We start from the raw sequence: 21,265 nt of genomic DNA, 5'->3' as shown, positions 1-21,265 counted from the left end.
AGGGCCCGAGAGCATGCCTGACTCAGGAAGCTGTTGCAGGTGACATCGCCTGTCGGCATCGGCTCACAGTTCGCCGCCCCCTCGCAGGAGGTGGTGCTGGACGACGCTACCTTGGTCGCCCGTGTCCGCGACGGAGACCTGAGAGCTTTCGAAGTGCTGGTGCGCCGTTATCAGGGGCCGCTGTACCGCTTGGCTCTGCGTATGCTCTCCAGCCCCAGCGATGCCGAGGACGTGGTGCAGGAGGTGTTCCTCACCGCATGGCGGCGGCTGGGGCAGCTCCGGGAAAACGCCGCGATCCTGGGCTGGCTTTACCGGACGACGACCAACCGGTGCCTGAACACTATCCGGGCGCGCAGACCGGTTGCGGCTGCGGACCCGGACCGTCGCGTATCAGTCGATGCGGCGGGATCGCCTGAGCGGGCGGCACAGGTCAATGAGCAGCTGATCGCGCTCGCGGCGGCTCTGCAGCGGCTGACGCCCGAGCAGCGGGCCTGCTGGCTGCTGCGGGAGGTTCACGGGCGCTCTTATGAGGAGATCGCGATGGCGATGGGCACGACCCGCACCGCGGTCCGCGGACGTATAGCGCGCGCTCGAGCGCAGTTGGCGCAGGTGATGGCTCCATGGAAATGAACGACGCTCAGGGCTACACGCTTCCTTGCGGCCGCGAGATCGAGATGGTGTGGGAGCGGCTCGATCGGGGTGACACCGGACCCGTTGATGCCCATGGCCTCGCCTGCGAGCACTGCTGTGCCGCTCGGGAGAGTCTGGCGGTGCTACGGGAGGTGACCGGGAAATTGGCCTCGGAGGATATCGGGCCTGCGCTGGGCTTGACCGGCCGGATCATGTCCGCGGTCCGGGCGGAGGTACACCGTCACAGCATGCTCGCGCTGCCCACCCCCGAGCCGGGCGGGGTGCGGATCAGCGTACAAGCGGTCACAGCGGTGCTGCGGTTCGCCGCCGACACCGTCGACGGTGTGCGCGCGCGGCATTGCAGGGTTGCCGCCACTGAGGCGGACGGTGCGGTGGAGGTGGCGATGACCCTCGCGGTCAGCTACCGCCGCTTTGCCGCCGACTCCGTCGACGAGGTGCGCAAGCGGGTCCGGGCAGCCGCCGCGGCTCGAGTCGGGATATCCCCGGTGCATGTGGACCTGACCGTGGAGGACCTCTACGACGTCTGATGCCCCTGGGATGGGGCATCAGACGGTGGAGAAAGCCGGAGCACAAGGACATGGTGCTCGCTATGAGAAGGACCGTGCCGGACAAGAAGGCCGGGGTTCCCCGCTCCCAGTGGGTCATCGCCGAGCCGGTGATCGCCGCGATCGCCGCCCGTGCCGCTGCCGGGGTCGCAGGCGTTGTGCGACTCGAACCCGGCGTGACCGGCCTCTCCTCCCAGGCGGCTCGTTCGGCACGCCAGAAGATCAACGGCCTCACACCGGCCCCGACCGAGGGCGTAAGAGTCACGGCCGACCCAGCCATGCCATCCACCCGGTGCGTGTCCGTCGGCCTGGTCACCTCCGGGCAAGACCAGGCCGCGGCCGTGGCCCAGGCCGTTCAGCGCGAGGTCACGCGAGCGGTCGCCAAGGCCACGGGCATCACCCCGCCCATCGTTGTGGTGTCGATCACGGACATCGACCTACGGGGAGCCGGAACCCGGTGACAGCGAGAGCGGAGATGACCCGCACCCTCCTGGCCGCCTTGGACACGCTTCCAGGCCTGCGTCCAGCGACCCCCTCCACCACCCGCATCGGCTCACGCGTGCCCTGGAACATCGACACCCTGGCCATAGCCCTGGACGACGAACTCATCGAAATCCACCTTGTCGCTCTCGACCTCCCCCTTCCGCCGGCTCTCCGCGACGCCGAGGCCGCCCTACGTGCGGCTCTGAGGGAGAGCCGATGGAAGGACACGCCGCTGCGCCTGGTCGTCACCGACATCGACGCCGCCGCCCTCATCCCTCGCGTTCACGAAAGTGACACCGGTGCCTGAAGAGCCGTGACGTTCTCCCCCACCGCGGGGTCCTTCTGGTGTGACGAGCGCGAAAACCGCCCCGCCCAGAACCAGGAACCGAGGAGAGCACCATGACGAACCCGGCCACCACGAAAATTGCAAAGCACTCCACGTTCGCCGCCGGTGACGCGGACGAGAGCACCGCCAGTACCCCGGCAGCTGCACCAGCCCCCGCGAAGGGCTCCACGACCATCGCCGATGTCGTCGTCCAGAAGATCGCCGGGCTCGCCGCCCGCGAGGTGCCCGGCGTATACGAGCTGGGCGGCGAAGCGAGGCGGGCATTCGGCGCGATCAAGGGGCGGATCCCCGGAGCCTCGGCGAGCGCCGGGCAAGGTGTCTCCGTCGAGGTCGGTCAGAAGCAGGCGGCCGTGGACCTCGAGATGCTGGTCGAGTACGGCGTTTCCATACCTCAGCTGTCCGCAGCCGTGCGCAACAACGTCATCGACACTGTAGAGCAGATGACCGGCCTGGAAATCGTCGAGGTCAACATCAACGTCAATGACGTACACATCCCCGGTAACGACAATGACGGCGACGACAAGAGCAGCAGCGACCGCATCCAGTAGCCCCCGCACCCGGGAGACACGACACTTCGTGCGCTGGGCTCTCACCCAGAAGATCGCCCGCGATCTCAGCTTCCCGGCCGTCAGATGGAACGGCCCCTCCCAGCCGATGGACGACGAGGCCCGCTGGTCCACAGCCCGCCGGGGCCCCTGGCCGATCGGCGACCGTGCCCTCGGCGGAGAGGAACCTTTCGGTACAGCTCGTGACTCTGCGGGGGCGTGATCGTGGGCCGCTCATGATGCCGCGCACCCTTGCCTGCGGGACTGCGGTGATCTTCGCCGCGGCGTGCTCGCTACGGTGACGACCATGACCATGGAGATGACGACGGTGCTCAGTCAGCCATGGACTCTGTTTCGTCGGCTGGCCACCGGGCACCTGCCCAGTGATCGGCCGAGCAGCGGCAGCAAGGTCCGGCGCACTGCGTCGGAGAAGGGCGGAGGTCCACCGTGTTGAGGGCAATCGCAGATGTTCTTCGGTCCATCGGCGGGGCTATCGCTACCGTCGTCACCCTGCCATTCCGGGCCGTGGCCCGGCTGTTCGGCGGTGCCTCGAGCTCCGCTCACGGACACCACTGACAGGCATCGCGCACGACGCGCCGCGCTCCTCAAACGCCCGGCTGAGCTCGTGGGTACGCCCTAGCTGTATTGACCTGATGAGTTGTTCACACGGCTGATGGGTGGCTGGCCTGCGAGTGCGGTGTGGCAGCGGTGGTGGTTGTAGGTGAGGAAGTCTGCCAGGGCTTCGGTCCGCTCGGTGTTGCTGGTGCAGGGCCGCGTTCGTTGCGGGCGGCAGGGCCGCATGCGTTTGTGCGTGATGCCGACCTTGGTGCGTGTGTCGCGCCAGCGGAAGGACTTGCAGCAGGAGCCTCGTCGGTCAGCACGCGTTCGACAGTGATGCCGTGGTGGGCGAAGAAAGCGTGGGCACGCTGCCAGAACGCGGCGGCGGTCTCCTTGCGCTCGTCGGTCAGGACCTCGCTGTAGGCCAGGCGGGAGTGGTCGTCGACGGCGGAGTGGATGTAGCTGTAGCTGTAGCTGTAGCTGTAGCTGTAGCTGTAGCCGATGATGGGCTTGCAGCCTTTGCGCTGCCCGGTGGTGGCCTGGCGGTTGTGATCGCCGACCGTCCTGCCGACTGTGCGCCAGCCGCCGCCGTCGGGGATATTGCCGAGCGCATGAAATTCGATGTCCACTCCTGCGGATCAACCGCACGTCAATGCCTAACCCCGTGCGCGTGTACTTTCTCAGCGGCCTGGCACGGCTGTGAGCCGGTCACCTCTGTGGCAAGGCCCTGATCATCAGTCGGCGTAGCCTGCGCGTGACCAGGACTGCCGCAGCCGCGGGGCCGGGTGCGACCCGCAAGGCGAGCGAGCCGCCGGCCGTTGCGTATGGCTGAATCAGCATGACACCGTGTCGCCGGTCCGGGACGACAGAACGCCGCAGTCCGGACCCGGTAGCACGGACACTGGTGTAGAGCGAAGAGCCATCGGCGCAGCGCACCCTGGCCCATACGTCCCACACGTCGAGTTTGTAGGCCTGGCGGCCCGCCAGCATGTCCAGGCCGTTCAGGAGGATTTCGGCGGTCCAGGACGAGCCTTCCGGTCCCTGTTGGGCGTTCAGCAGGGTGCTGCGGGTCAGGCCGACATGCCCGTCGCTACGGCGCCGTAGCTCGACGTCCAGGGACTTGGGGTCTGCGGCGGCCAGTCGCCCGTACAGCTCGTGCACCTTGATGCGCAGGTGCCCTGGCCGCGCCCGGATGTGCGGCTCGGCGTCGATGCTGACCGGTAGTCGGTTCAGCGGCTCGCTCTCGATCCTGTCCAGCACGATCTCGGGTAGCTCCGCCGCCCAGACCGGACGGCCGTCCACGCGCGCGTACGGCGGGAGCAACCGGGCCGGGTGGTCGCCGAGTGCGACGAGTCGCGCCAGGTCGCGCGGGCGGTCTGTGCCGGTGACGACCCGGGCGAGCCAGCGGGCTGGAGCGCCGGCGGCGCGCAGGTCCGACTCGGTGAAGGATTTCAGGTGCTCGCGGGTATGCCGCCACCACTCGGCACGGTGATCGTGGTCATGGGTGCCCAACTCCCGAACGTACATCCGTAGGTCGTGGTCCAGGAACTTCACTCGGGCGGCGTGGGCCATGTGTTTCTGGCCGGCCTGTTCGAAGACCTCGACCGCACTGCGGTGTGCCCGCAGTCTGCTGAGCCAGTTGTCGACACTGCTACGGGCCAGTGAGATGGACAGGTGTGCGGCTGCGCGGCGAACGTGCCACAGGTAGACGGTGTCGGGAATCAGTGCGACGCGTGGCGAAGCGGCGAGCAGCCGCGCGGTGAACACGAAGTCCTCGTAGTGGAAAGCGCCTTCCGGGAAGCTGACGCCGTTCTGGGACAGGAACACACGGGAGTAGAGCTTGTTGACGCACAGCGTGTCGCGCACCAGGCGTGGCAACGCAGCGGGGGACTCGATGACCGCCGCGCGGCGGTACAGCTCGTGCTGCCAGGGAGTGTCGCGCCTTTCGGGCAGCTCGCGGCGTAGGCAGGCGCCCGCGACGACGGGGGCCCGGTGACGGACTGCGGCGGTGAGCAGGGCGTCGATGGCGCCGGGCGGGAGCTCGTCGTCGCTGTCCAGGAACATCACGTAGGGGGCGGCGGCTTCCCGCAGACCGTCGTTACGGGGAGTGCCGCAGCCGCCGCTGTTGACGGCACGGCGCACGACTCGGACGCGGGGGTGGCGACGGGCGATTTCCGCAACCACTACGGCGGTGTCATCGGTGGAGGCGTCATCGATTACGAGGACCTCGGCGACGGACGGGCCCTGCCGCAGTGCGGACAGCACCGCTTGCGCGATGTGCCGCGCGTCGTTGTAGCCGATCACGATGACGCCGACTTGGCCCGTGGGCTGGCGGTGGTGGTTTCCTGCTCCCATGTGCGATGGATCCGTTTCAGTGACCGCGGTTTCAGCTCTTCCTCAGACCTGCCGGTGCCCAGTGCGGGCTTACGGCGCGGTTGCCATGTTTTGTCAGCGGTCGATCTCGTTGAACAAGTCCTCCCAGCGGTCCAGCACGGCGGGCAGCTCGAGAGGAGAGACGTGGCACCGGGCGGCAAGGCCGTAGCGTCGGCGCAGGTCCGTATCTTCAGCGAGTTGCCGCAGTGCATGGGCGAATGCCGCAGTGTCTCCGGGCCGCACCAGAGTGCCCGTGCGTCCGTCGTCGATGAGCTCTCTCACGCCTGCGGACAGATCGAAGCTCACGCACGGCACACCGCATGCGGCTGCCTCCGACAGTGCCATCGGCCGTCCCTCACGCTCGCTGGTAAGGGCGACCACGGACAGTTCCCGGTAGACGCCCTCGATGTCCGACTTGCTCCCCCGGAAGTGCACTCGGCCTCCGATCCCGAGGCGGGCCGCCTGTTCACGGAGGGCGGACTCCTGCGGCCCGTCGCCGATGAGGTGCAGTTGCCAGTCCGGCAGGTCGGCGAACGCGAGCGCGAAGGCGTCGATGAGTCGGTCCAGTCGTTTGACCGCTGTCAGTCGGCCGACCGCGCCGACGCGCCGAGTGTCCAGCGGTGCCGGTCCAAGCGGCCGGAAAGGCAGTGGGTTGGGCATGACGGTGGCGTTGGGCAGCCGGTCGCGCTGGAAGGCCGCGGCGTCGCCGTCACTGAGGAATACCGACTTCTCCAGGCGTGGGTAGTGTCGGCGGATCAGATTCAAGTGGGCTGATCCTCGGGCTTGGGCAAACGACTCGTGGTACTGCCCGATGCCCTTCAGGTGTGGCCACTTGATGGGTGAGAGCCAGTCCACCGCCCAGGGGGAGCCGATGATGACGTAACCGTCGTCCACGGCGTTGAAGCGCTGCATCAGCTTCGCCCTGGCCCGGTCTCGCTCGGCCCGGGCAGTTCGCGCTGCGCGCATTCGCGTGGGATGGAGCCGCTCGCTGAGGCGCTTGGCGTGCCAGGCAGGAGCAGGTGGACTGGAGTAGAGAGTGGTGTGCCGGTAGGCCGGCGCGCGGTGGTACTCGTGCGGCTCGGGGCTTGGTCTGATACCGATCAGGTCGACGTGGTGCCCGCGCTCCGCGAAACCTTGGGCGAGGGTGTGCAGTACACGCTGTGATCCTCCCATCGAGTCGACATCGATGCCGAGCAGGAAGAGGTTGCGCCGGTGTCTGGTGGTGTGCGTCCGGGAACTCATCTGTTGCTTCCTTCGAAGAACAGGTCGACGACGGTTTCACTGGCCCGTCCGGTCTCGTGGGAGTTGAACGTGGCCTGGAAGCGGGCGTACGGGTCGGCCCACTCCATCTGCACCCGGTCCAGGTCGCCCATCGCTTTCGCGAGGTCTCCGGTGGTGGTCAGCATCGGGCCGGGGGCGATTTCAGACAGGTTGTAGTAGGTCCCACGAGCACTCGTGCTGTACTCCTCGTAGTCGTCGGTGAAGAGCAGGATCGGGCGTCCGAGGTTCGCGTAGTCGAACATCACGGACGAGTAGTCGGTGAGCAGCGCGTCCGAGGCGAGCAGCAGGTCGTTGATGTCGGAGAACCCACGGCCGTCGCGCACCGCGTGTCCCAGTTCGCGGGGGACGGTGAAGCGTTCGTAGTAGTGCGGGCGTACCACGACGACCCACTCGTGGCTCGTCTTCTCGACCAGTTCGGCCAGGTCCACCCGGATCGAACCACCCGTGCTGTTCCCGTCCCGGAAGGTGGGCGCGTAGAGGAGCATTCTGCGTCCCTCAGGGATCTGCAGTCCGGCTCGCGCGGCCCGGGCCCGTTCGCGCTGCTCGGGCTCGTTGGAGCGGACCAGCGCGTCGTTGCGGGGGAGGCCGCATGCCAGCAGCTCACCGGCGAATTCGTTCGCCCTGACGAAGGTGCGCTCGAATTCCTCGCTGGGCGAGATGAGTGCGTCCCAGCGCGAGATCATGTCGCGGTGCTTCTGTTGCCGCTCGGGGCTGCCGAAGCGCAGCGCGGGCAGATCGAATCCCATGTGCTTGATCGCCTGCCCGTGCCAGGTCTGGAGATAGCGGGTTCCGGGCCGCTTGGGGTAGATGGAGGGGAAGCCGTGCGAGTCCACCCAGTAGCGGGCGCGCGCCAGAGTGCGGACGTACTCCCAACTGCCACGCTTGACCAGGCGCACCCCGTCGGGGAAGGCCGAGCGGTCGCCCGAGTACGACCAGACGGCGCGCAGCGGCGATCCGCGCCGGACCAGTTCCTCGTGGATGTAGCGCGGGCTGTCGGCATAGCCGCGGCCTTCAAGGGCTTCGAAGACAATCAGCTGGTTGTCCGTCGGCAGCTTGAGCAGCTCCTGGTAGATGAGGGCTTTGGCCCGTGCGCCTGCAAAACGGCGCTGCACCTGCCGGACTCTTTTGCGTACGGGCCAAAGGTGCGGTGCCATCGTCTCCGCGTGGGCGAGAGCGCGGGAGCGCATCCAGGTGAATTCCAGCCGCCCTGCCCCCCTGCCTTCGCACGTCACTCGAACATCGTGCCCGGCGAGCATGCCGTGCGACGGCAGGTGTGCGCGCAACGGGGGCAGGTCACCAGGCGCGAGCACGACGTCGTTGCGCTTCGTCCCCAGCCGTTCAAGGACCACCGTGGGATGGCGGCGCCCTTTGAATCCCTTGGCAGTCAGAGGGACACGCCGCAGGTCGAGCTCGATGAAGGCGGTGTACACATCCCGCCCCCCTCCGGCGAGTACGTACTCAAAGGGGATCTTCAGCGGTTCGTCCCCTGCGGAGAGCCAAAGCTGCGCGGTCACCTTCTCGGGGCCGCAGAGCAGTCGCGCCGGGTCGTACGTGCGCAGCGTGAGGCGCAATACGCGGCCCGCCGGCTTCAGGCTGTGCACCTCGTGCCGGACGGGTGCGGCCGTGAAGGGCTGCTCGTCCAGGTGCCACTCACCGATGTCCAACTCGTGGTCGCGGTCGTGTGTGTGGTCAGCGGGGGCCGAGCGCCCCCAGTACATCCGCCCGGCTTCTCTGGCCACCCTTCGGGGGGCGATCCTCGGGCGGCCGAGACTCCTGGAACACTCGATCGCCTCGTCGAGGCGCCCGGAGCACAGCAGATACTGGCAGATGCGTTGTTCCCGGCAGACCGCGCTGATCGCCTCGTCAGTGACCTCGTTGAGGTAGGGCGTCAACAGCTCGGCGAACTGTTCGGTCCACTCCCTCTGCCGGAAGGGAAGATCTCCTAGATAGAGGCGCAGATCGTGACGGAGAAACTTCGCATCCTTGAATGGGCGCAGATCGGCGTTGCCGCTCTCCATGAGGAAGCTGTCGATGCGCCGGGCCACGGCGATCCGGTCCGCAGCGTTTTCGAGCTTGTGCCGGCTGGAGGAGATGGACAGGCCGGCCGGATCAGCCGAGAGCCGCCAGGTGTAGACGGGCCAGGGGACGACGGCGAAGCGGCGGGCCAGGGTGAAGGCCTGGGCCGTGAACAGCTGGTCCTCATAGTGGATGCCCGCCGGAAAACGCAGATCATGGGAGGCGAGGAAGTCGGCCCGGTAGAGCTTGTTGGTGGAGAGATGGTCGTGGAAGTACTCCGGTGCCTGGCGAATGCCCTCGACAACCCTGACCTCGTCGAAGAGTTCCGGGTACCACAGCCTCTTGGTCCTGGTCTCCTCGAAGAACCTGGTGACCTCCCCGGTGACGAAGTCGACTCCGGTTCGCTCCGCGACGAGCAGCAACGACTTACAGGCATGCCGGGGCAGTTCGTCGTCGCTGTCGAGGAACATCACGTACGGTGCACGTACTGCCGCCATACCCGCATTGCGTGGCGCACTGCATCCGCCACTGTTCGTTTCCAGCCGAAGGTAGCGGACCCGCGGATCCGCTATCTGGAGCTCCCGCGCAGCGGCTGGCGTGGAGTCGGTCGAACAGTCGTCCGCAATGATCACTTCCAGATCACGGAGCGACTGGCTGAGCACCGACCGTACCGCCTTGGTCAGGCGCTCAGCGTCGTTGTAGACAATGACGACGACGGATACATCCGGCACAGGCTTCTCATTCCACTCAATTCGCCGACTGAATGCCAATTCCAGCAGGCTCCCCACGCGGCAGCCACCTGAGACGGCCCGTCGGCTCCTGCCTGGCCGCCGACAGCGCAGTGCCCCCTGCGACTGGCTGCGATGCGGGCCTTCGAATGCGTTCGACGTTGTAATAACGCGACACGCACTGCGCGACCCAGTCCCTGGCGTAGTTCGTGGTCATGTACGGCTCGGCGAGACCGCCGATGTGGAGGGGGCGGTAGGTAACGGCCTGCGAGCCGCTCGCCACCTCTTTGCGCACCAGAAGATCCTGTCGGTCCCACTCCACCGAACGAATCACCGTGTCCTTCGCCATGCTCTGCACGATGGGGACCAGACCGGCCACGGCCCACAGGCTCGCGACGGCTGCGATCGTGAATGTCGGGCGGATGAGGCGGCTGAACAACCGCCGCCTGACGATCGCCCTGCCGGCTAGTACGCCGTACGCACACAGCAGGAGCAGCATCGGGAAAAGGAAATTCGTCCAGGCGCGGCCGTAGGTCCAACCCGTCGGGCCGTAACCTGTTCGCAAACCGAATGCCACAGCGAAGGAGCAGGCCCCCAGCAGCAGGACGGGGAGCAGGGCGAGCAGCCAACGACGGCGGCGGCTACCGCCCGACCCAGCGCTCGATCCCTGCGTAGCGGGCCGGGTCGTCTTCTGTGCGGCGGGACGCCACTGATCGACCGCAGCGAGTCCGATCATCAGACCGACTGCCCATGCGGCGAGGTACGCCGACTGGGCAACGACATTCTCCCAGATGTGCAGCCAGTCGTAAGCCGTCACCTTCAACTCGGTCGATGACAACGGGGACCTTTGCTGTGGCTGCTGCGTGCGACGCCATGCCGCGCCGGGAGAGGTGTAGAGCAGCACGAAGCCACTCGTCAGGCCAGCACACCACATGAGGCACCAAGCGGGTGGAAACCAGTCTCTGACAGATCGCAACCTGAACAGCAGGATCACCGCAGCGGCGCCTACAAACAACCCGCTCACGACGGTGAAGGGCTCGCTCAGGGTGCCGATGGCGCCGCCCAGCACCATTGCGAAGACGAGCGCCAGCCGCTTTCCGACCGGGCTGTCGCGCCGGGCAGCTGAGAAGGCGACGAGCACACCCCACACCGCCAGCACACTCGGCAGAGTGTGCGAGATTGTCGCGGGCGCCCAGAGCAGAGCCTGGTAACCGCTCGGGCCGGCAAAGAAGAGCAACACCACCAAGACGGTGGCGGCCGCGACGACCACCGAAAGCGGCACGTCCCAGCTGAACAGATGAAAAACTTCGCGCGCAAGAAGAGTAAGCGCCGCGAGGAGGGCGAGTACAAGAAAAAGCGGAAGGAGCTTCGGCCCTGACAGCCCGTCTATATACACGGTTCCAGTGACAAGAGCATTGGTGATGCGCCCGTTCTGGTTTTCGTAGAACTCTTCGGTGATGCCAAGGATCCCCAGGTCCCGGGTTTTCCAAGCTGCGCACCAGTCATCCGATGTGAATCGCACGCTGAGCCCGAGAAAGCTGCCTACTGCCAGCAGGCTGCCTGTCGCCACCGCGAGTACCAGGGAAGCGAGGATCAGTGACTTCCGCTGCTTGGGCGGAATGGGAAGCGGCAACATTCCACGCTCTATCGGGGGGAGAGGGGGCGGTCGCGCCCGGACACACGTGATGGCGACGCCGTGACACGCGACGCCCCTTGCCCGCTGCGTAGAGGGGCGACAAGTGCTACGGAGCAAGGGGCCTAGAAGTTACTTATGGTGCACCTCGACCACCTCCACGGTCTCCTCTCCCAAGTGCAGAACATCTTTGTCACCCGAAAGGAGGAGCAACGAGACCTCTGGCTTGGGTTGCGGTGCCTGACAGGCGAAGCTGGGATTCCCAGCAGCCGGCGCGGAATGGGCCCGGACCACCTGCCCCAGTACGAGCCTTCTTGCGACTCCTGAGCCCTGGCAGTGTGAGGCGTGCGTGGCCAAGTGCGCGGACTACGACAGCATCGCGACCCACGCCCGGGGAGCGGGTGAGGCGTCAGCCCAGTGGTCGCAGACTCCGCGAAGATCGGCTCCAGGTCCGCCAGGGTCTGGCTCTCGACGTTTGCCTCCAGATGCTGGCGACGATTGGCTGGAGTGCCCTCAAGATCACTCTCAGGCTCGCCGAGCAGCGATCGGCAGGACTGGTCTGACGCCATCGACACGAGCACATCTCGGCAGCGCCTTCCCGGCCAGTGCGGCCACGCCTCATGGCTGGCGACAGGCGAGGCGTTTCTCGAGGACTGATGCCACCGAAAACGCACGGGCTGGGTTCTTCAATCCGGTCGCCCCTGCACCACAGCGGCGGCTACCGTCCCCGTATGGACGAATCCCTCTCGTTCGAGAGCTTCTTTCAGGGTGCGAAGAAGGCCGCTCACCGTGCTATGGCGGACCATGGACGAGGCGAGTATGACGAGTTCGCCCTGCATGCTGGTGTGGCCGTGGAGAAGCTCGCCAAGGCAGTGCTGGTGTCGAAGAATCCGATGTATATCGTCGAGATGCGGGGCAGCGCCGAGATGCTCTTCCATCTCGGCGGCCACCGGGCAGCGGGCAAGGTCCGGACGATCGGTGCCGCCGAAGCCATCGCCCGCGTGAGGATGCTCGACGTCCTCACCCCTGATCGGCAGTTGGACCTGCTCATTGATCTACGAAACGGTGTGGCTCACAGCGCGTCCGGACATCAGGCCAAGGCTCTGCTGCCGACGCTGGCGCAGGCCGCGGAAACTCTGCTGACGGACCTGGGCGGCCCGCTGAACGCTTTCTGGGAACGCTGGACCACCGCGGCCCGTCTCGCGTTGGATGACAAGCGCAGTGAAATCTATCGAGACGTGCAAGTGCGCATCCGGCAGGCCAAGCACGTCTTTGAAGACCGGTTCGCTGGACTACCAGGCCGATTAATGGAGCGGGCCCAGGGCGATGGGGCCAAGTACTTCGAGTACGCGCTCATGCGCATGGAAGGGCCCGGCCGCGTCAGAACCAACGTGTTTACGCGGGAGAGCTGCCCCGCGTGTGCCTGTACGGCCTACTTGTCGTCAGAAATCCAGCGCACGGGGGAACGCGCCCAGTTCACGGCGGTAGCTATGAACTGCTCCATGTGCCACCTTGTCTTGGAGGGGCCGGCTGAGCTTTTGGCCGGTGGCCTCAATGCTCAGGCTGTGAACGCTCGCGTATCGGCCTGGGCAGCGTCATACCTGGGTGGAAAACATGGTCGCCCTCTGCTCGACATTCCTGAAGAGGACTTGTTCAGGCGCGTCGAGGACGACAACGACTGAAGGACCATCCATGAGCAATGAAGGCCCCGGCATCTCCGCCCGGGGCCTCGTGTGTCGCGCGGACTTGTGGTTCAGATGATAGACTTGTATGGGTTCGTTTTGCGCGTGTGGCACAAGTCGTGATGTGACTATCGATGCCGTACGGAACGGCATCACGCTGTGCCGGATCTGTGATTCTTCGCCAACGCTCTGAGTTTCTGGAACTAGGAGTGAAGCGCGATGGTTCTCACTCTTGTACTGATCATCATAGTGATCGTGCTGGGAATCGTTGGCGGGGCGATAGAGGCTCTTCGCGTCGCCGATCAAGATGACCCCGATCCCGACTAGTTCATCGGTTCCCATTCGATTGGTTGGCGAGGCGTTCGGCTGCGCTGAGTCGAAGAGCAGGCTGCGCTGCAGCTTGGTGAAAACCTCCGGCCCCCTGCCGACGGGTCCAAGCGTCTCCCGACCACAGCTGTGGCCCTGCTGGAGCTGTGGTGCGAAGTCGTCGTGGAGGACGCGCAGGATGCGGGCATCGCCGGTCCCCTACCGGCTGCCGGTCCAAGCGCCTTCACTTGGGGGCGTGGAGGCTGCAGTCCCCCGGTGGCGCGTGGCGCGGGTTGCCGTGACGGGTCAGCCGAGGTTGGTACTGCGCTGGTGCCGGACCTGCCACGACTGAGCCAGCGGAGAAGGAGACCAAGGGTGCAAGCGATTGCCGACCAGTACATGTACCGGTAGTTGGTCACCGGCAGAATGGGAAGGTAACCGAGCACGTAGATTGCCGCACTGATCCCCAGGGCCCGGACCGGCATAGCGAATGTCCCGCTGCCGGGGCGGATGGCCAGGATAGTTGCGACGGTGAGCCAGAACGATCCCGCGAAGAGAACCGGCAGATCCCGGGCCGCGCCGTCGACGTAGGTCTGGAGCGCCTTCCCCAAGCCGGGGTGCGAGAGCTGGAGTCCCTGCTCGTTGGGGCTGATCCCGGGGTGGTACTGGTAGCGCGGTTCGAAGAGGAACTCTGAGAAGAGTTGCAGACGGTACTGGACATAGCCCGGAATGTGGCTGGTCATCTCGCTCAGCCACAAGGATGTGATCTCGTCCGGATGGGCGACTGCCGTGAACGGCCCGTGCTCTCCACCTCCGTAGCAGGACCAGTACGAGTCCGACAATGAATTGACGCGCCTGCACTCCTTCGCTCCGGCCACCAGACGATCCCGCAGATCCGGCGTCACGGCCGCCGACTGCAGTTCCTCGACATCCAGGACGTGCAGCAGGTCGTCGAGCATGATCTGTGAGATCTGATGCGTCTTTGCCGGCTGGGCGGCCAGCGAGATGGTGGCCGTGGTCGCGACCAGCCCGAGGAGCAGGGCCGCTGTGGTGGTGATCCAGATCCGGCGTCCAGGCCTGGCCATAGGGCGCGAACGAGCATCACAAAGACTGGGATTGCGGCGAACACTGCGTTCTTGCGGACCAGGATGGCATAGATCATGAAGAGCGCACCGAGCGCGAAGAGGGCCCACCGCAGGCGGGGACGCCCCACATGCAGGCGCAGCCCGGTGAGCGCGATCGCGGTGGTTCCAAGGAGGGCGAACGCCATGTGGACGTCCTTCCATACCACTCCGACAAAGGTGAGTACGTACGGGAGCAGTCCGAGACCCAGGATGGCCAGAGCCCCCGAACGGCTGGCCGTGGCTTCATGGACGACACAAGCGATCACCCACAGCGCCCCCCAAAGGATGACGGCCTGCAGGACAGCCATGGACGCGAGCGTGCCGGTCGCTGCGATGAGCCCACGCCATACGAGGCTCATGATGGGTGGGTGCCAGTCGCTCAGGGGTTCCGTGCCTGTTGCCTGTTCGAGCTGGAAGAGCGAGTCATAGCTCAGGTATCCGGGTGCGAATACCCACGTCGTGGCCAGGCAGCATGCCGCGGCGATGATTGCCAGACCCCAGATCCATCGCCTCCCATACAGGATCCGACCGATTTGTCCCATGAGTCGGGATGCTAACAGCGCAGACAACCGGACACGTGCTGGGCTTCGACGTAAGCGAGTCCAGCTCAAGCGGCGACGAAAACGTACCGCCGATAGGTGAAGAAGCGGACCAGCGTGGCGACTGCCCAGCCGGAGATGCGGGCGGCATTGTCGCTGAGAGCCGAGTCAAACCCAAGCAGCTCCCTGGACAGGAACACCGCCCCCGCCATGATGGCGACACCCACGAGGTTCACGAGGGTGAACAAAACGAGCTCGCCGACCACATTCTTGCGATGCCGCTCCCGATAAGTCCAGTAGCGGTTCGCGACCCAGCTGAAGAGTGTCGCGACGACCGCAGCCAGCACCGATGCCTGTACGGCCGCGCCCCGCATCGGGCCACCGCCAACCCCCGGAAGCCCGAAGACCAGCAGTGTGTAGCCACCATTGTCCAATACGAAGGCGAGAACGCCGACGGTCCCGAACTTGGCGACTTCGCGCCAGATGCCGCTGATGGCATCGCGCATGCGCAGAGTCAAAGACACAAAAAACAGCACAAGAGCGAGAATAAGGGTCAGATCGCGGCGCGCCCGTACATGTCTGAACATCTTGCTAGCGCAACATGGACAGGAGCCCATGCATCCGAGGAGAGCCCGTGCGCCCGACCATCGCCTGCGTCGTACCGTGCCACAACGAGGAAGCGGCCGTGGGCAAGGTGGTGCGTGATCTGAGGGCGGCGCTTCCTGAGGCCGACATCTACGTCTACGACAACAACTCGACCGACCGCACCGTGACAGTCGCCCGCGAGGCGGGCGCGATCATCCGGGAAGAACCGCACAAAGGCAAGGGCAACGTCGTGCGGCGAGCCTTCGCCGATCTCGACGCCGACGCCATGCTCGTCATCGACGGTGACGACACGTACGACGCCGCTCGTGCCCGTGAGATGGTCAACCTGTTGTTCAGTGGACCATACGATCAAGTCGTCGGCACCCGCCACCAGTCCGACGGTGACGCCTACCGTGCCGGACACTCCACCGGGAACAAGCTGTTCACCTGGGCCGTGCAGACGCTTTTCGGGCGCGATGTGACCGACATGCTCAGCGGTTACCGCGTTTTCTCCCGGCGCTTCGTCAAGTCCTTCCCCGCCCTCTCCCGCGAATTCGAGATCGAGACCGAGATGACGGTCCACGCGCTCAGCCTCCGGCTCCCCACGGCAGAGATCGCGGTCGACTACAAGGGCCGCCCGGCCGGAAGCGAAAGTAAGCTCCGCACATACCGCGACGGCTGGCGCATCCTGGGCCTCATCCTCAACCTCGCTCGCCGCGAACGGCCCTCGCTCTTTCACTCAACTATCGCGGGCCTGATCGCATTGGTCGCGATCATTCTCGGTGCCCCTGTCGTCATCGACTTTCTCCGCACAGGAACGGTTCCGCGGCTGCCCACTGCGGTCCTCGCGGCCACGATGATGACCCTTGCGGCCCTCGTCCAGCTCTTGGGTTACGTCCTCGCTGCCGTCATGCACATGCGGCGGGAGCAGTCCCGGCTCATACACCTCGCCTACCCCGCACCAAGGACTGTGCCGCACGATGAGGACACCGGCGTCAGCCCTGTTACGGCCCGGGAGCCGTGAGCGGCGGGGCAGACGCCCGTCCTCCTCAGCCAGCGACTGGGCACCAGGGCGTCAGAGGAGGCCCGCCACGTCAGAGGTGGCGTACGCGAGCGAGGAAGGCCGGCCTGTCGGGTACCACCGGTAGACCAGTCGGCAGGTCGCGAGCGCGCAGGCCGTATGCGGCAGCAGCGACAGATCGTCGGGCTCGAAGTCCATCTGGCGCAGGTCGAGGTGTGGGGAGCGAAGTCGGCCAGTGGCCAGAGCGGCCGGGGCGCAGTCGACTCCGGTGACTTGGAACCCGAGGCCATCAAGGTGCTGTGCGAGGTCTCCCCCGCCGCATTCGGCGTCGAGCGCCGGTGGCCCGCGGCCCGGGCCGGCCTGCTGGCACAGATGCTCGGCTTCGTTCTGGTCGAAGCGGCGGTAGCGGTGGCCGGCTCGCCTCACCGGGTCCCAATAGGACTCGGCGGTCCTGGCGCCGTCGGCACGGGGCGCGGGCCTCACGACTGCCAGCCATCCGCGTGTATGCGTTGCCTCGAGTGATGCCCTCCAGGGCTGTCCGGGGGTACTCGACCAGCTGGTCGAGGAGGGCGCTCATCGGCCACCAGTGCCACTCGGTGCAGCGGTCGGGCTCCCGCAGCTCGGGCTCGCCCGTTCAACGCGTCGCAGCAAAGAACACCTGCAAGGGCCGCTGCCTACTGCCGGCGTCGGGAAGGTGAACGATGTGCACCAGGTGCAGGTCCTCTTCATCGATCTGCAGGTCGGCTTCTTCGGCCGCTTCACGCTCGACGCAAGTCCGGACCGCTTCGAACTCGCAGCGGCTCTGGCAGCAGGTCCGGTATCAGACCCAGTCCCGACGTGATCATCGCCCCCTGGACGAAGTCGCCCAGTAGGAGGCGGGTCACGGGCGGCATCGGGTGCTCCTTCGAACGAGGCATGGACGCGTGGGGAAACGGTGGTGAACCGGTACGCTCGCGGACACCGTCGGCCACGATGATGGAAAGTGCCTGCTGTGGGGGTTTCGCGATCGTGACCACGGACCACCGGCCTGAAGAGGTCGGTGCGCTGCTGGAGTCGGTGGCCATGCGGGACGTTGCCCTGGCGCGGATTGTGATCGTCGGCAATGACGCGGTGCTGCCCGGCTGCACGGCGCTGCCGCTGCCGGGTGAGGTCTGTGTCATCGAGTTGGAGGAGAATCTCGGCTGCCCCGGCGGCCGTAACGACGCGCTGGCCAAGCTCGCCGAGTTCGGCGACGTCGACGTTGTCATCGAACTGGATGACGACGGGCTGCTGGTGGCCTGGGTCGGGGCAAGCACCGCGACCCGGGGCGCGGCAGAAGCCGTTGGCGGCCGTCGGGCGGCTGAATCGGGGGGCATGCTGGTGTGGGCAGGCAAGGCCGGGATGTTCGTCCGCCCGACGGGCGGAGTGCGCACGGCAGCGGCCCCGCCCCCGGCATGCGGGAACAGGGCACAGCGGGAAGCCGGGCGTCAGAGTGTCGATGCGTCGCTTTCCACGCAGTCGACGCACAGCTGAAACCGACGCCACCCGGCCTCGGCGACGGCCCGAGTGTCAAGGAGCTCTTCGACCCGTTGGGGCCTGGCTCGGTGGGTGGGGTGGCGGATGCTCAACGGATTCGTTGTCGCGGCGGAGTTGTCGCGCCTTCACCGCATGTGGGCGGACACCGGTTCGAATCCGGCCGGCCCCATCCCCTTCACCCCGCCCGGGGCCCCCTGCCCCGCTCGCTTGTAACTGCTCTGAGCCAGCGACGAAATTCGCTGCCCTGCGGCGCTACGGCCTTACGCGGGTGGGGACCCCGCGAACGGGCAGGGGGATTCCCTGCAGAGGTGCGCCTGGGCAGGATCGCTGCTGTGGGTGGTTTGGACCGGATCCCAGACTGGGAGTCTGCTTTCGTCACCACTCCGCTTCGCGAAAATGCAGGAGTCCATCCTCGAACCGGTCCGATCCCCGGCGGCCTGTAGGTGGCCCTGCCCGGGCCGCGCAGGGCCATAGCGTCATGCACCGCCGCGAGCCGCCGCTCCCACGTGATGAGTGTCGGCGGTGGGTGACAGGATGGCCGCATGAGTGAGCAGCTTGACGACATACTGGCTGAGCCCGCACGGCTGTTGGCCGCTGATCGCGCGGCGGTGCGCGACCACATCGCCGCTGCGAATGGCGCGGAGAGCGTGGGGCGAGAGGTCTTCTTGCAGGCCGAAGCGATCTTCGGTGACGCGGACGTGGAGCCCGCCGAGTTCGCCTCCTGGCTGCACTTCGCGGCGAAGGCGACCGGCCACGAGGGGTACGCCGAGCGGATCGCGACGGCCGAGTCGGGGATGCCGTGGCGAACAGTGTGGGCGTGGTGGCGGCCCGCCAATTGGTTCATGGCCCACCCGAGCCTGAATGGCGACTACTACCAGGTCCACCGCCGCCTGCACGAGGGGCGGAAGCTCGTCGAGGTGGTCGACCAGCGCGGCCCGCTTTGGCTCGATGCGGAGACGGGCCGGAGGGTGAAGGTCCGGGACGAAGGAACACCGGCACAAGCGCCCCGGTCCCCGGAGGTGCTTGATGCGCCCCAGTTGAACAACTGGGAACTGAGCGCACCGGAGAGCTGGGAAGGCGCCGTCGCGTTCGCCGCCGAGGGCGGCAGGACCCGCCATCTCGTCGAGAGTACGCACGGCATAGCAGTGCTCGAGACAGACGCAGAGGTGCTACGGGACTGGCCGCGCGGCGGGATCGACCCCACGTCCTCGGAACAGCCACGGCCCGGCCCCGAACCGGTGCAGCGGCGGCCGACGGGTCCGCTCAGCGCGGCCCGGGTCGATGACGCCTTTGGGGAGCGGCACGTGGTTCGCGTACCCGAGAGTGAACTGCCCGGGGGGCTCGAGCACCCGGGAAGTAGAAGGCACTTGCGGGACATCGGCTTGCCCGAGTGGTGGGTGTGCCACGGGGCCGAGTTTCAAGCCCATTCTGCCGACGCCATGCGACCGCCGGCCGACGGCGCCCTGCCCGAGGGCGGCCTGCCCAGTGGTGTGGCCGCTGCGGACCTGATCACCTTCGGCGCGTGCGACTACGGCGAGCTGTACCTGCACCGCCACGACGGGTCCGTGCACATCTGGAGCCGACTGGACGGGCCGACGGACCGGGTGCTGGTGTCGCTCGCACCGGACCTCGATGTCTTCACTCGCATTCTTGAGGCCGTCTACCGCTACAGCAACGCCTGCTGGCACCCCTATCCGGTGGAGAAGGACCAGGAGGCAGTGGCGCAAGTGTTTCTGGATGAGATGGATGAGCTGGCCCCGGGGCTGTTCGATCCGAAGACGCACAGCGGCATGGTGTGGAGCTGGCTCTACGCAGGCATTACCGAACTGGGCGTGGATGGCTTCTAGCGCCTTCCATGCGTGACCAGGAGCAGACAAGTAAGGTCAAAGTTCAGCGACGGACCGCGCCCCCGGCTCATGGGGGGCGACGTGGCGCACGCGGGCCGCATGCGATTGCATGCGGCCCGCGCCGTTCGTGGGCCGGCTCGGCGGCACGCGCGAGAGCCCAAGCTCAGGAGGAGACGCCTGCTCGCCCGTACCGCACCGGCAGCTCCGTAAGTCCCCGCGCTCTCAAGGAGGGGCGCCAGCAAGGGTTCGCGTCGGCAAGGGCGAGCGTCTCGAAGTGGTCGAGGAGTGCGGCCAGGGCGATCTCCGTTTCCGCTCGGGCCAATGGTGCGCCCAGGCAGCAGTGGATGCCATGGCCGAGGGCGACGTGGCCTGTGGTGTCGCGGTGGAGGTCGAAAAGGTCCGGGTTGGAGAAGCGGTCCGGGTCGCGGTTGGCTGAGGACAGGGACAGCAGGACCGTCTCGCCGGCGGGGATGGTGACGCCTCCAATGGTCACATCTGCGGTCGGGAAGCGTCGGATGGCGAGCAGGACAGGTCCTTCGTAGCGGACGGCTTCCTCGACGGCCATACGCAGCTGGGACGGATCCTTCCGCAGCATGTCGAGCTGATCCGCGTGGCGCAGGAGCGTGAACACCGTGTTGCCGATGAGCTGGACTGTGTTCTCGTAGCCGGCGAATAGGATGAGGAACGCGAGTGAGAGCAACTCGTCCTCGCTGAGGCGGTCGCCGTCCGCATCACGCACTGCGATCAAATCGGAGAGCAAGTCGGCACCGGGGCGCCGGCGCTTGTGCGCGACCAGCTCGAGGAAAAAGCCGAGCATGGCCGCTACGGCTTCCTTGGCAGCCTGCGGGCGGGCCGGATCCGGGACGACGAGAGCGTCAGTCCAGGCACGGAAGTCCCGACGGTGCTCCTCGGGGACGCCCAGGAGGTCGCAGATCACGATGATCGGCAGAGGTGCAGCGTAGGAAGCGATGAGGTCCGTGGTTCCGTGCGGTCCAAGGGCGTCGAGGAGTCCGTCGGCAGTCTCTCGTATCGGCAAGCGGAGCTGCTCGACGCGGCGCGCGGTGAAGGCGCGGGCTACTAGACCGCGGATGCGAGTGTGGTCGGGGGGGTCCATGTTGAGCAGGTTGGCATCGAGGGCCGGGGGCAGGGACAGCCCTCGGTAACTCCCTTCGGCCGCATGCCTCTTATCCAGGGAGAGTCGTGAATCTGCCAGGGCCGTGCGTACGTCGTCGTACCGTGTGATGAGCCAGGCGGGGTTGCCGTCTGTCCCCGTGATCCGATGCACCGGCGCCCTTTCGCGCAGGCGCTGGTAGACGTCATACGGTTGGTCGATGAGCTCGGCCTGGAGATCCATAAGTTCACCCTAGAGGTTGTCCCGTACGGGTGGTGAGTGATCCGGTGAGGGCGAGGTTGGGGAGTCGGGCGATGCCGCGCATGGCCTGGTGAACACCGCGAAGGGGACCCGGCGAAGGAGCCGCACCCGGTCA

18 protein-coding genes and 2 pseudogenes are annotated in these 21,265 nt (G+C 66.6%); 11 read left to right on the top strand and 9 right to left on the bottom strand.

Going from position 1 to position 21,265, the window contains the following annotated elements:
• The first annotated feature begins 39 nt into the window (after positions 1–39).
• From ACWIHY_RS23555 to ACWIHY_RS23530, 6 genes are all read left to right on the top strand, one after another.
• Positions 40–630 carry an RNA polymerase sigma factor gene (locus tag ACWIHY_RS23555; RefSeq protein ID WP_454377638.1) on the top strand — a complete coding sequence of 197 codons (591 nt, stop codon included), beginning with the start codon at positions 40–42 and terminating at the stop codon, positions 628–630.
• On the top strand, positions 621–1,178 hold the full coding sequence (locus ACWIHY_RS23550) for a hypothetical protein (protein WP_454377637.1): 558 nt from the start codon (positions 621–623) through the stop codon (positions 1,176–1,178). Before ACWIHY_RS23555 ends, ACWIHY_RS23550 begins: the two co-directional genes overlap by 10 nt.
• Positions 1,179–1,240: 62 nt before the next feature.
• Complete coding sequence (locus ACWIHY_RS23545) at positions 1,241–1,657, top strand: Asp23/Gls24 family envelope stress response protein (RefSeq protein ID WP_454377636.1); 417 nt, start codon at positions 1,241–1,243, stop codon at positions 1,655–1,657.
• 14 nt (positions 1,658–1,671) lie between these two features.
• Entirely contained in the window at positions 1,672–1,986 is a 315-nt protein-coding gene (locus ACWIHY_RS23540) for a hypothetical protein (RefSeq protein WP_454377635.1), read from the top strand.
• Positions 1,987–2,078: 92 nt separating this feature from the next.
• On the top strand, positions 2,079–2,573 hold the full coding sequence (locus ACWIHY_RS23535) for an Asp23/Gls24 family envelope stress response protein (protein WP_454377634.1): 495 nt from the start codon (positions 2,079–2,081) through the stop codon (positions 2,571–2,573).
• 444 nt (positions 2,574–3,017) lie between these two features.
• Entirely contained in the window at positions 3,018–3,146 is a 129-nt protein-coding gene (locus ACWIHY_RS23530; RefSeq protein WP_326615786.1) for an LPFR motif small protein, read from the top strand.
• A gap of 60 nt (positions 3,147–3,206) precedes the next feature.
• On the opposite strand, the pseudogene ACWIHY_RS23525 reads toward ACWIHY_RS23530, so the two are convergent.
• The 5 genes and pseudogenes from ACWIHY_RS23525 to ACWIHY_RS23505 all read right to left on the bottom strand — a co-directional run.
• Positions 3,207–3,757 (bottom strand): annotated as a pseudogene (locus ACWIHY_RS23525) (DDE-type integrase/transposase/recombinase); the annotation flags it as partial.
• 79 nt (positions 3,758–3,836) lie between these two features.
• Entirely contained in the window at positions 3,837–5,483 is a 1,647-nt protein-coding gene (locus ACWIHY_RS23520; protein WP_454377633.1) for a glycosyltransferase family 2 protein, read from the bottom strand.
• A 93-nt stretch (positions 5,484–5,576) separates the two neighbouring features.
• Entirely contained in the window at positions 5,577–6,743 is a 1,167-nt protein-coding gene (locus ACWIHY_RS23515; RefSeq protein WP_454377632.1) for a glycosyltransferase, read from the bottom strand.
• Entirely contained in the window at positions 6,740–9,529 is a 2,790-nt protein-coding gene (locus tag ACWIHY_RS23510; RefSeq protein WP_454377630.1) for a bifunctional glycosyltransferase/CDP-glycerol:glycerophosphate glycerophosphotransferase, read from the bottom strand. The genes ACWIHY_RS23515 and ACWIHY_RS23510 overlap by 4 nt, the downstream gene beginning before the upstream one ends.
• Positions 9,530–9,545: 16 nt before the next feature.
• Positions 9,546–11,162 (bottom strand): DUF6056 family protein, encoded by a 1,617-nt coding sequence (locus tag ACWIHY_RS23505; RefSeq protein WP_454377629.1) that lies wholly within the window; start codon positions 11,160–11,162, stop codon positions 9,546–9,548.
• Positions 11,163–11,890: 728 nt separating this feature from the next.
• On the opposite strand from ACWIHY_RS23505, the gene ACWIHY_RS23500 reads away from it, so the two are divergent.
• Positions 11,891–12,841, top strand: coding sequence for a hypothetical protein (locus ACWIHY_RS23500; RefSeq protein ID WP_454377628.1), 951 nt, complete (start codon positions 11,891–11,893; stop codon positions 12,839–12,841).
• 323 nt (positions 12,842–13,164) lie between these two features.
• Here ACWIHY_RS23500 and ACWIHY_RS23495 read toward each other — a convergent pair whose 3' ends face one another.
• Both ACWIHY_RS23495 and ACWIHY_RS23490 read right to left on the bottom strand, forming a co-directional pair.
• Positions 13,165–14,232, bottom strand: coding sequence for a hypothetical protein (locus ACWIHY_RS23495; protein ID WP_454377627.1), 1,068 nt, complete (start codon positions 14,230–14,232; stop codon positions 13,165–13,167).
• 646 nt (positions 14,233–14,878) lie between these two features.
• Positions 14,879–15,316: a GtrA family protein gene (locus ACWIHY_RS23490; RefSeq protein WP_454377626.1), complete on the bottom strand. Its 438-nt coding sequence runs from the start codon at positions 15,314–15,316 to the stop codon at positions 14,879–14,881.
• A gap of 128 nt (positions 15,317–15,444) precedes the next feature.
• On the opposite strand from ACWIHY_RS23490, the gene ACWIHY_RS23485 reads away from it, so the two are divergent.
• Positions 15,445–16,419, top strand: a complete 975-nt coding sequence (locus tag ACWIHY_RS23485) for a glycosyltransferase family 2 protein (protein ID WP_454377625.1) — start codon at positions 15,445–15,447, stop codon at positions 16,417–16,419.
• 51 nt (positions 16,420–16,470) lie between these two features.
• Here the strand turns inward: ACWIHY_RS23485 and ACWIHY_RS23480 are convergent, their stop codons facing one another.
• Positions 16,471–16,899, bottom strand: coding sequence for a class I SAM-dependent methyltransferase (locus ACWIHY_RS23480; protein WP_454377624.1), 429 nt, complete (start codon positions 16,897–16,899; stop codon positions 16,471–16,473).
• Positions 16,900–17,119: 220 nt separating this feature from the next.
• Between ACWIHY_RS23480 and ACWIHY_RS23475 the strand changes: the two genes are divergently transcribed.
• From ACWIHY_RS23475 to ACWIHY_RS23465, 3 genes and pseudogenes are all read left to right on the top strand, one after another.
• Entirely contained in the window at positions 17,120–17,257 is a 138-nt protein-coding gene (locus ACWIHY_RS23475; RefSeq protein ID WP_454377623.1) for a hypothetical protein, read from the top strand.
• A 134-nt stretch (positions 17,258–17,391) separates the two neighbouring features.
• Positions 17,392–17,691 (top strand): annotated as a pseudogene (locus ACWIHY_RS23470) (glycosyltransferase family 2 protein); the annotation flags it as partial.
• An 848-nt stretch (positions 17,692–18,539) separates the two neighbouring features.
• The gene (locus tag ACWIHY_RS23465) at positions 18,540–19,778 is read left to right on the top strand and encodes an SUKH-4 family immunity protein (protein WP_454377622.1); all 1,239 of its coding nucleotides are present in this window, start codon (positions 18,540–18,542) and stop codon (positions 19,776–19,778) included.
• Between the two features lie 163 nt (positions 19,779–19,941).
• On the opposite strand, the gene ACWIHY_RS23460 is transcribed toward ACWIHY_RS23465, so the two are convergent.
• On the bottom strand, positions 19,942–21,132 hold the full coding sequence (locus ACWIHY_RS23460; RefSeq protein WP_454377621.1) for a cytochrome P450 family protein: 1,191 nt from the start codon (positions 21,130–21,132) through the stop codon (positions 19,942–19,944).
• Between the last annotated feature and the right edge of the window lie 133 nt (positions 21,133–21,265).

The organism is Streptomyces sp. NPDC055287 (assembly GCF_053646035.1).
This window is presented reverse-complemented; position numbering and strand designations above follow the sequence as displayed.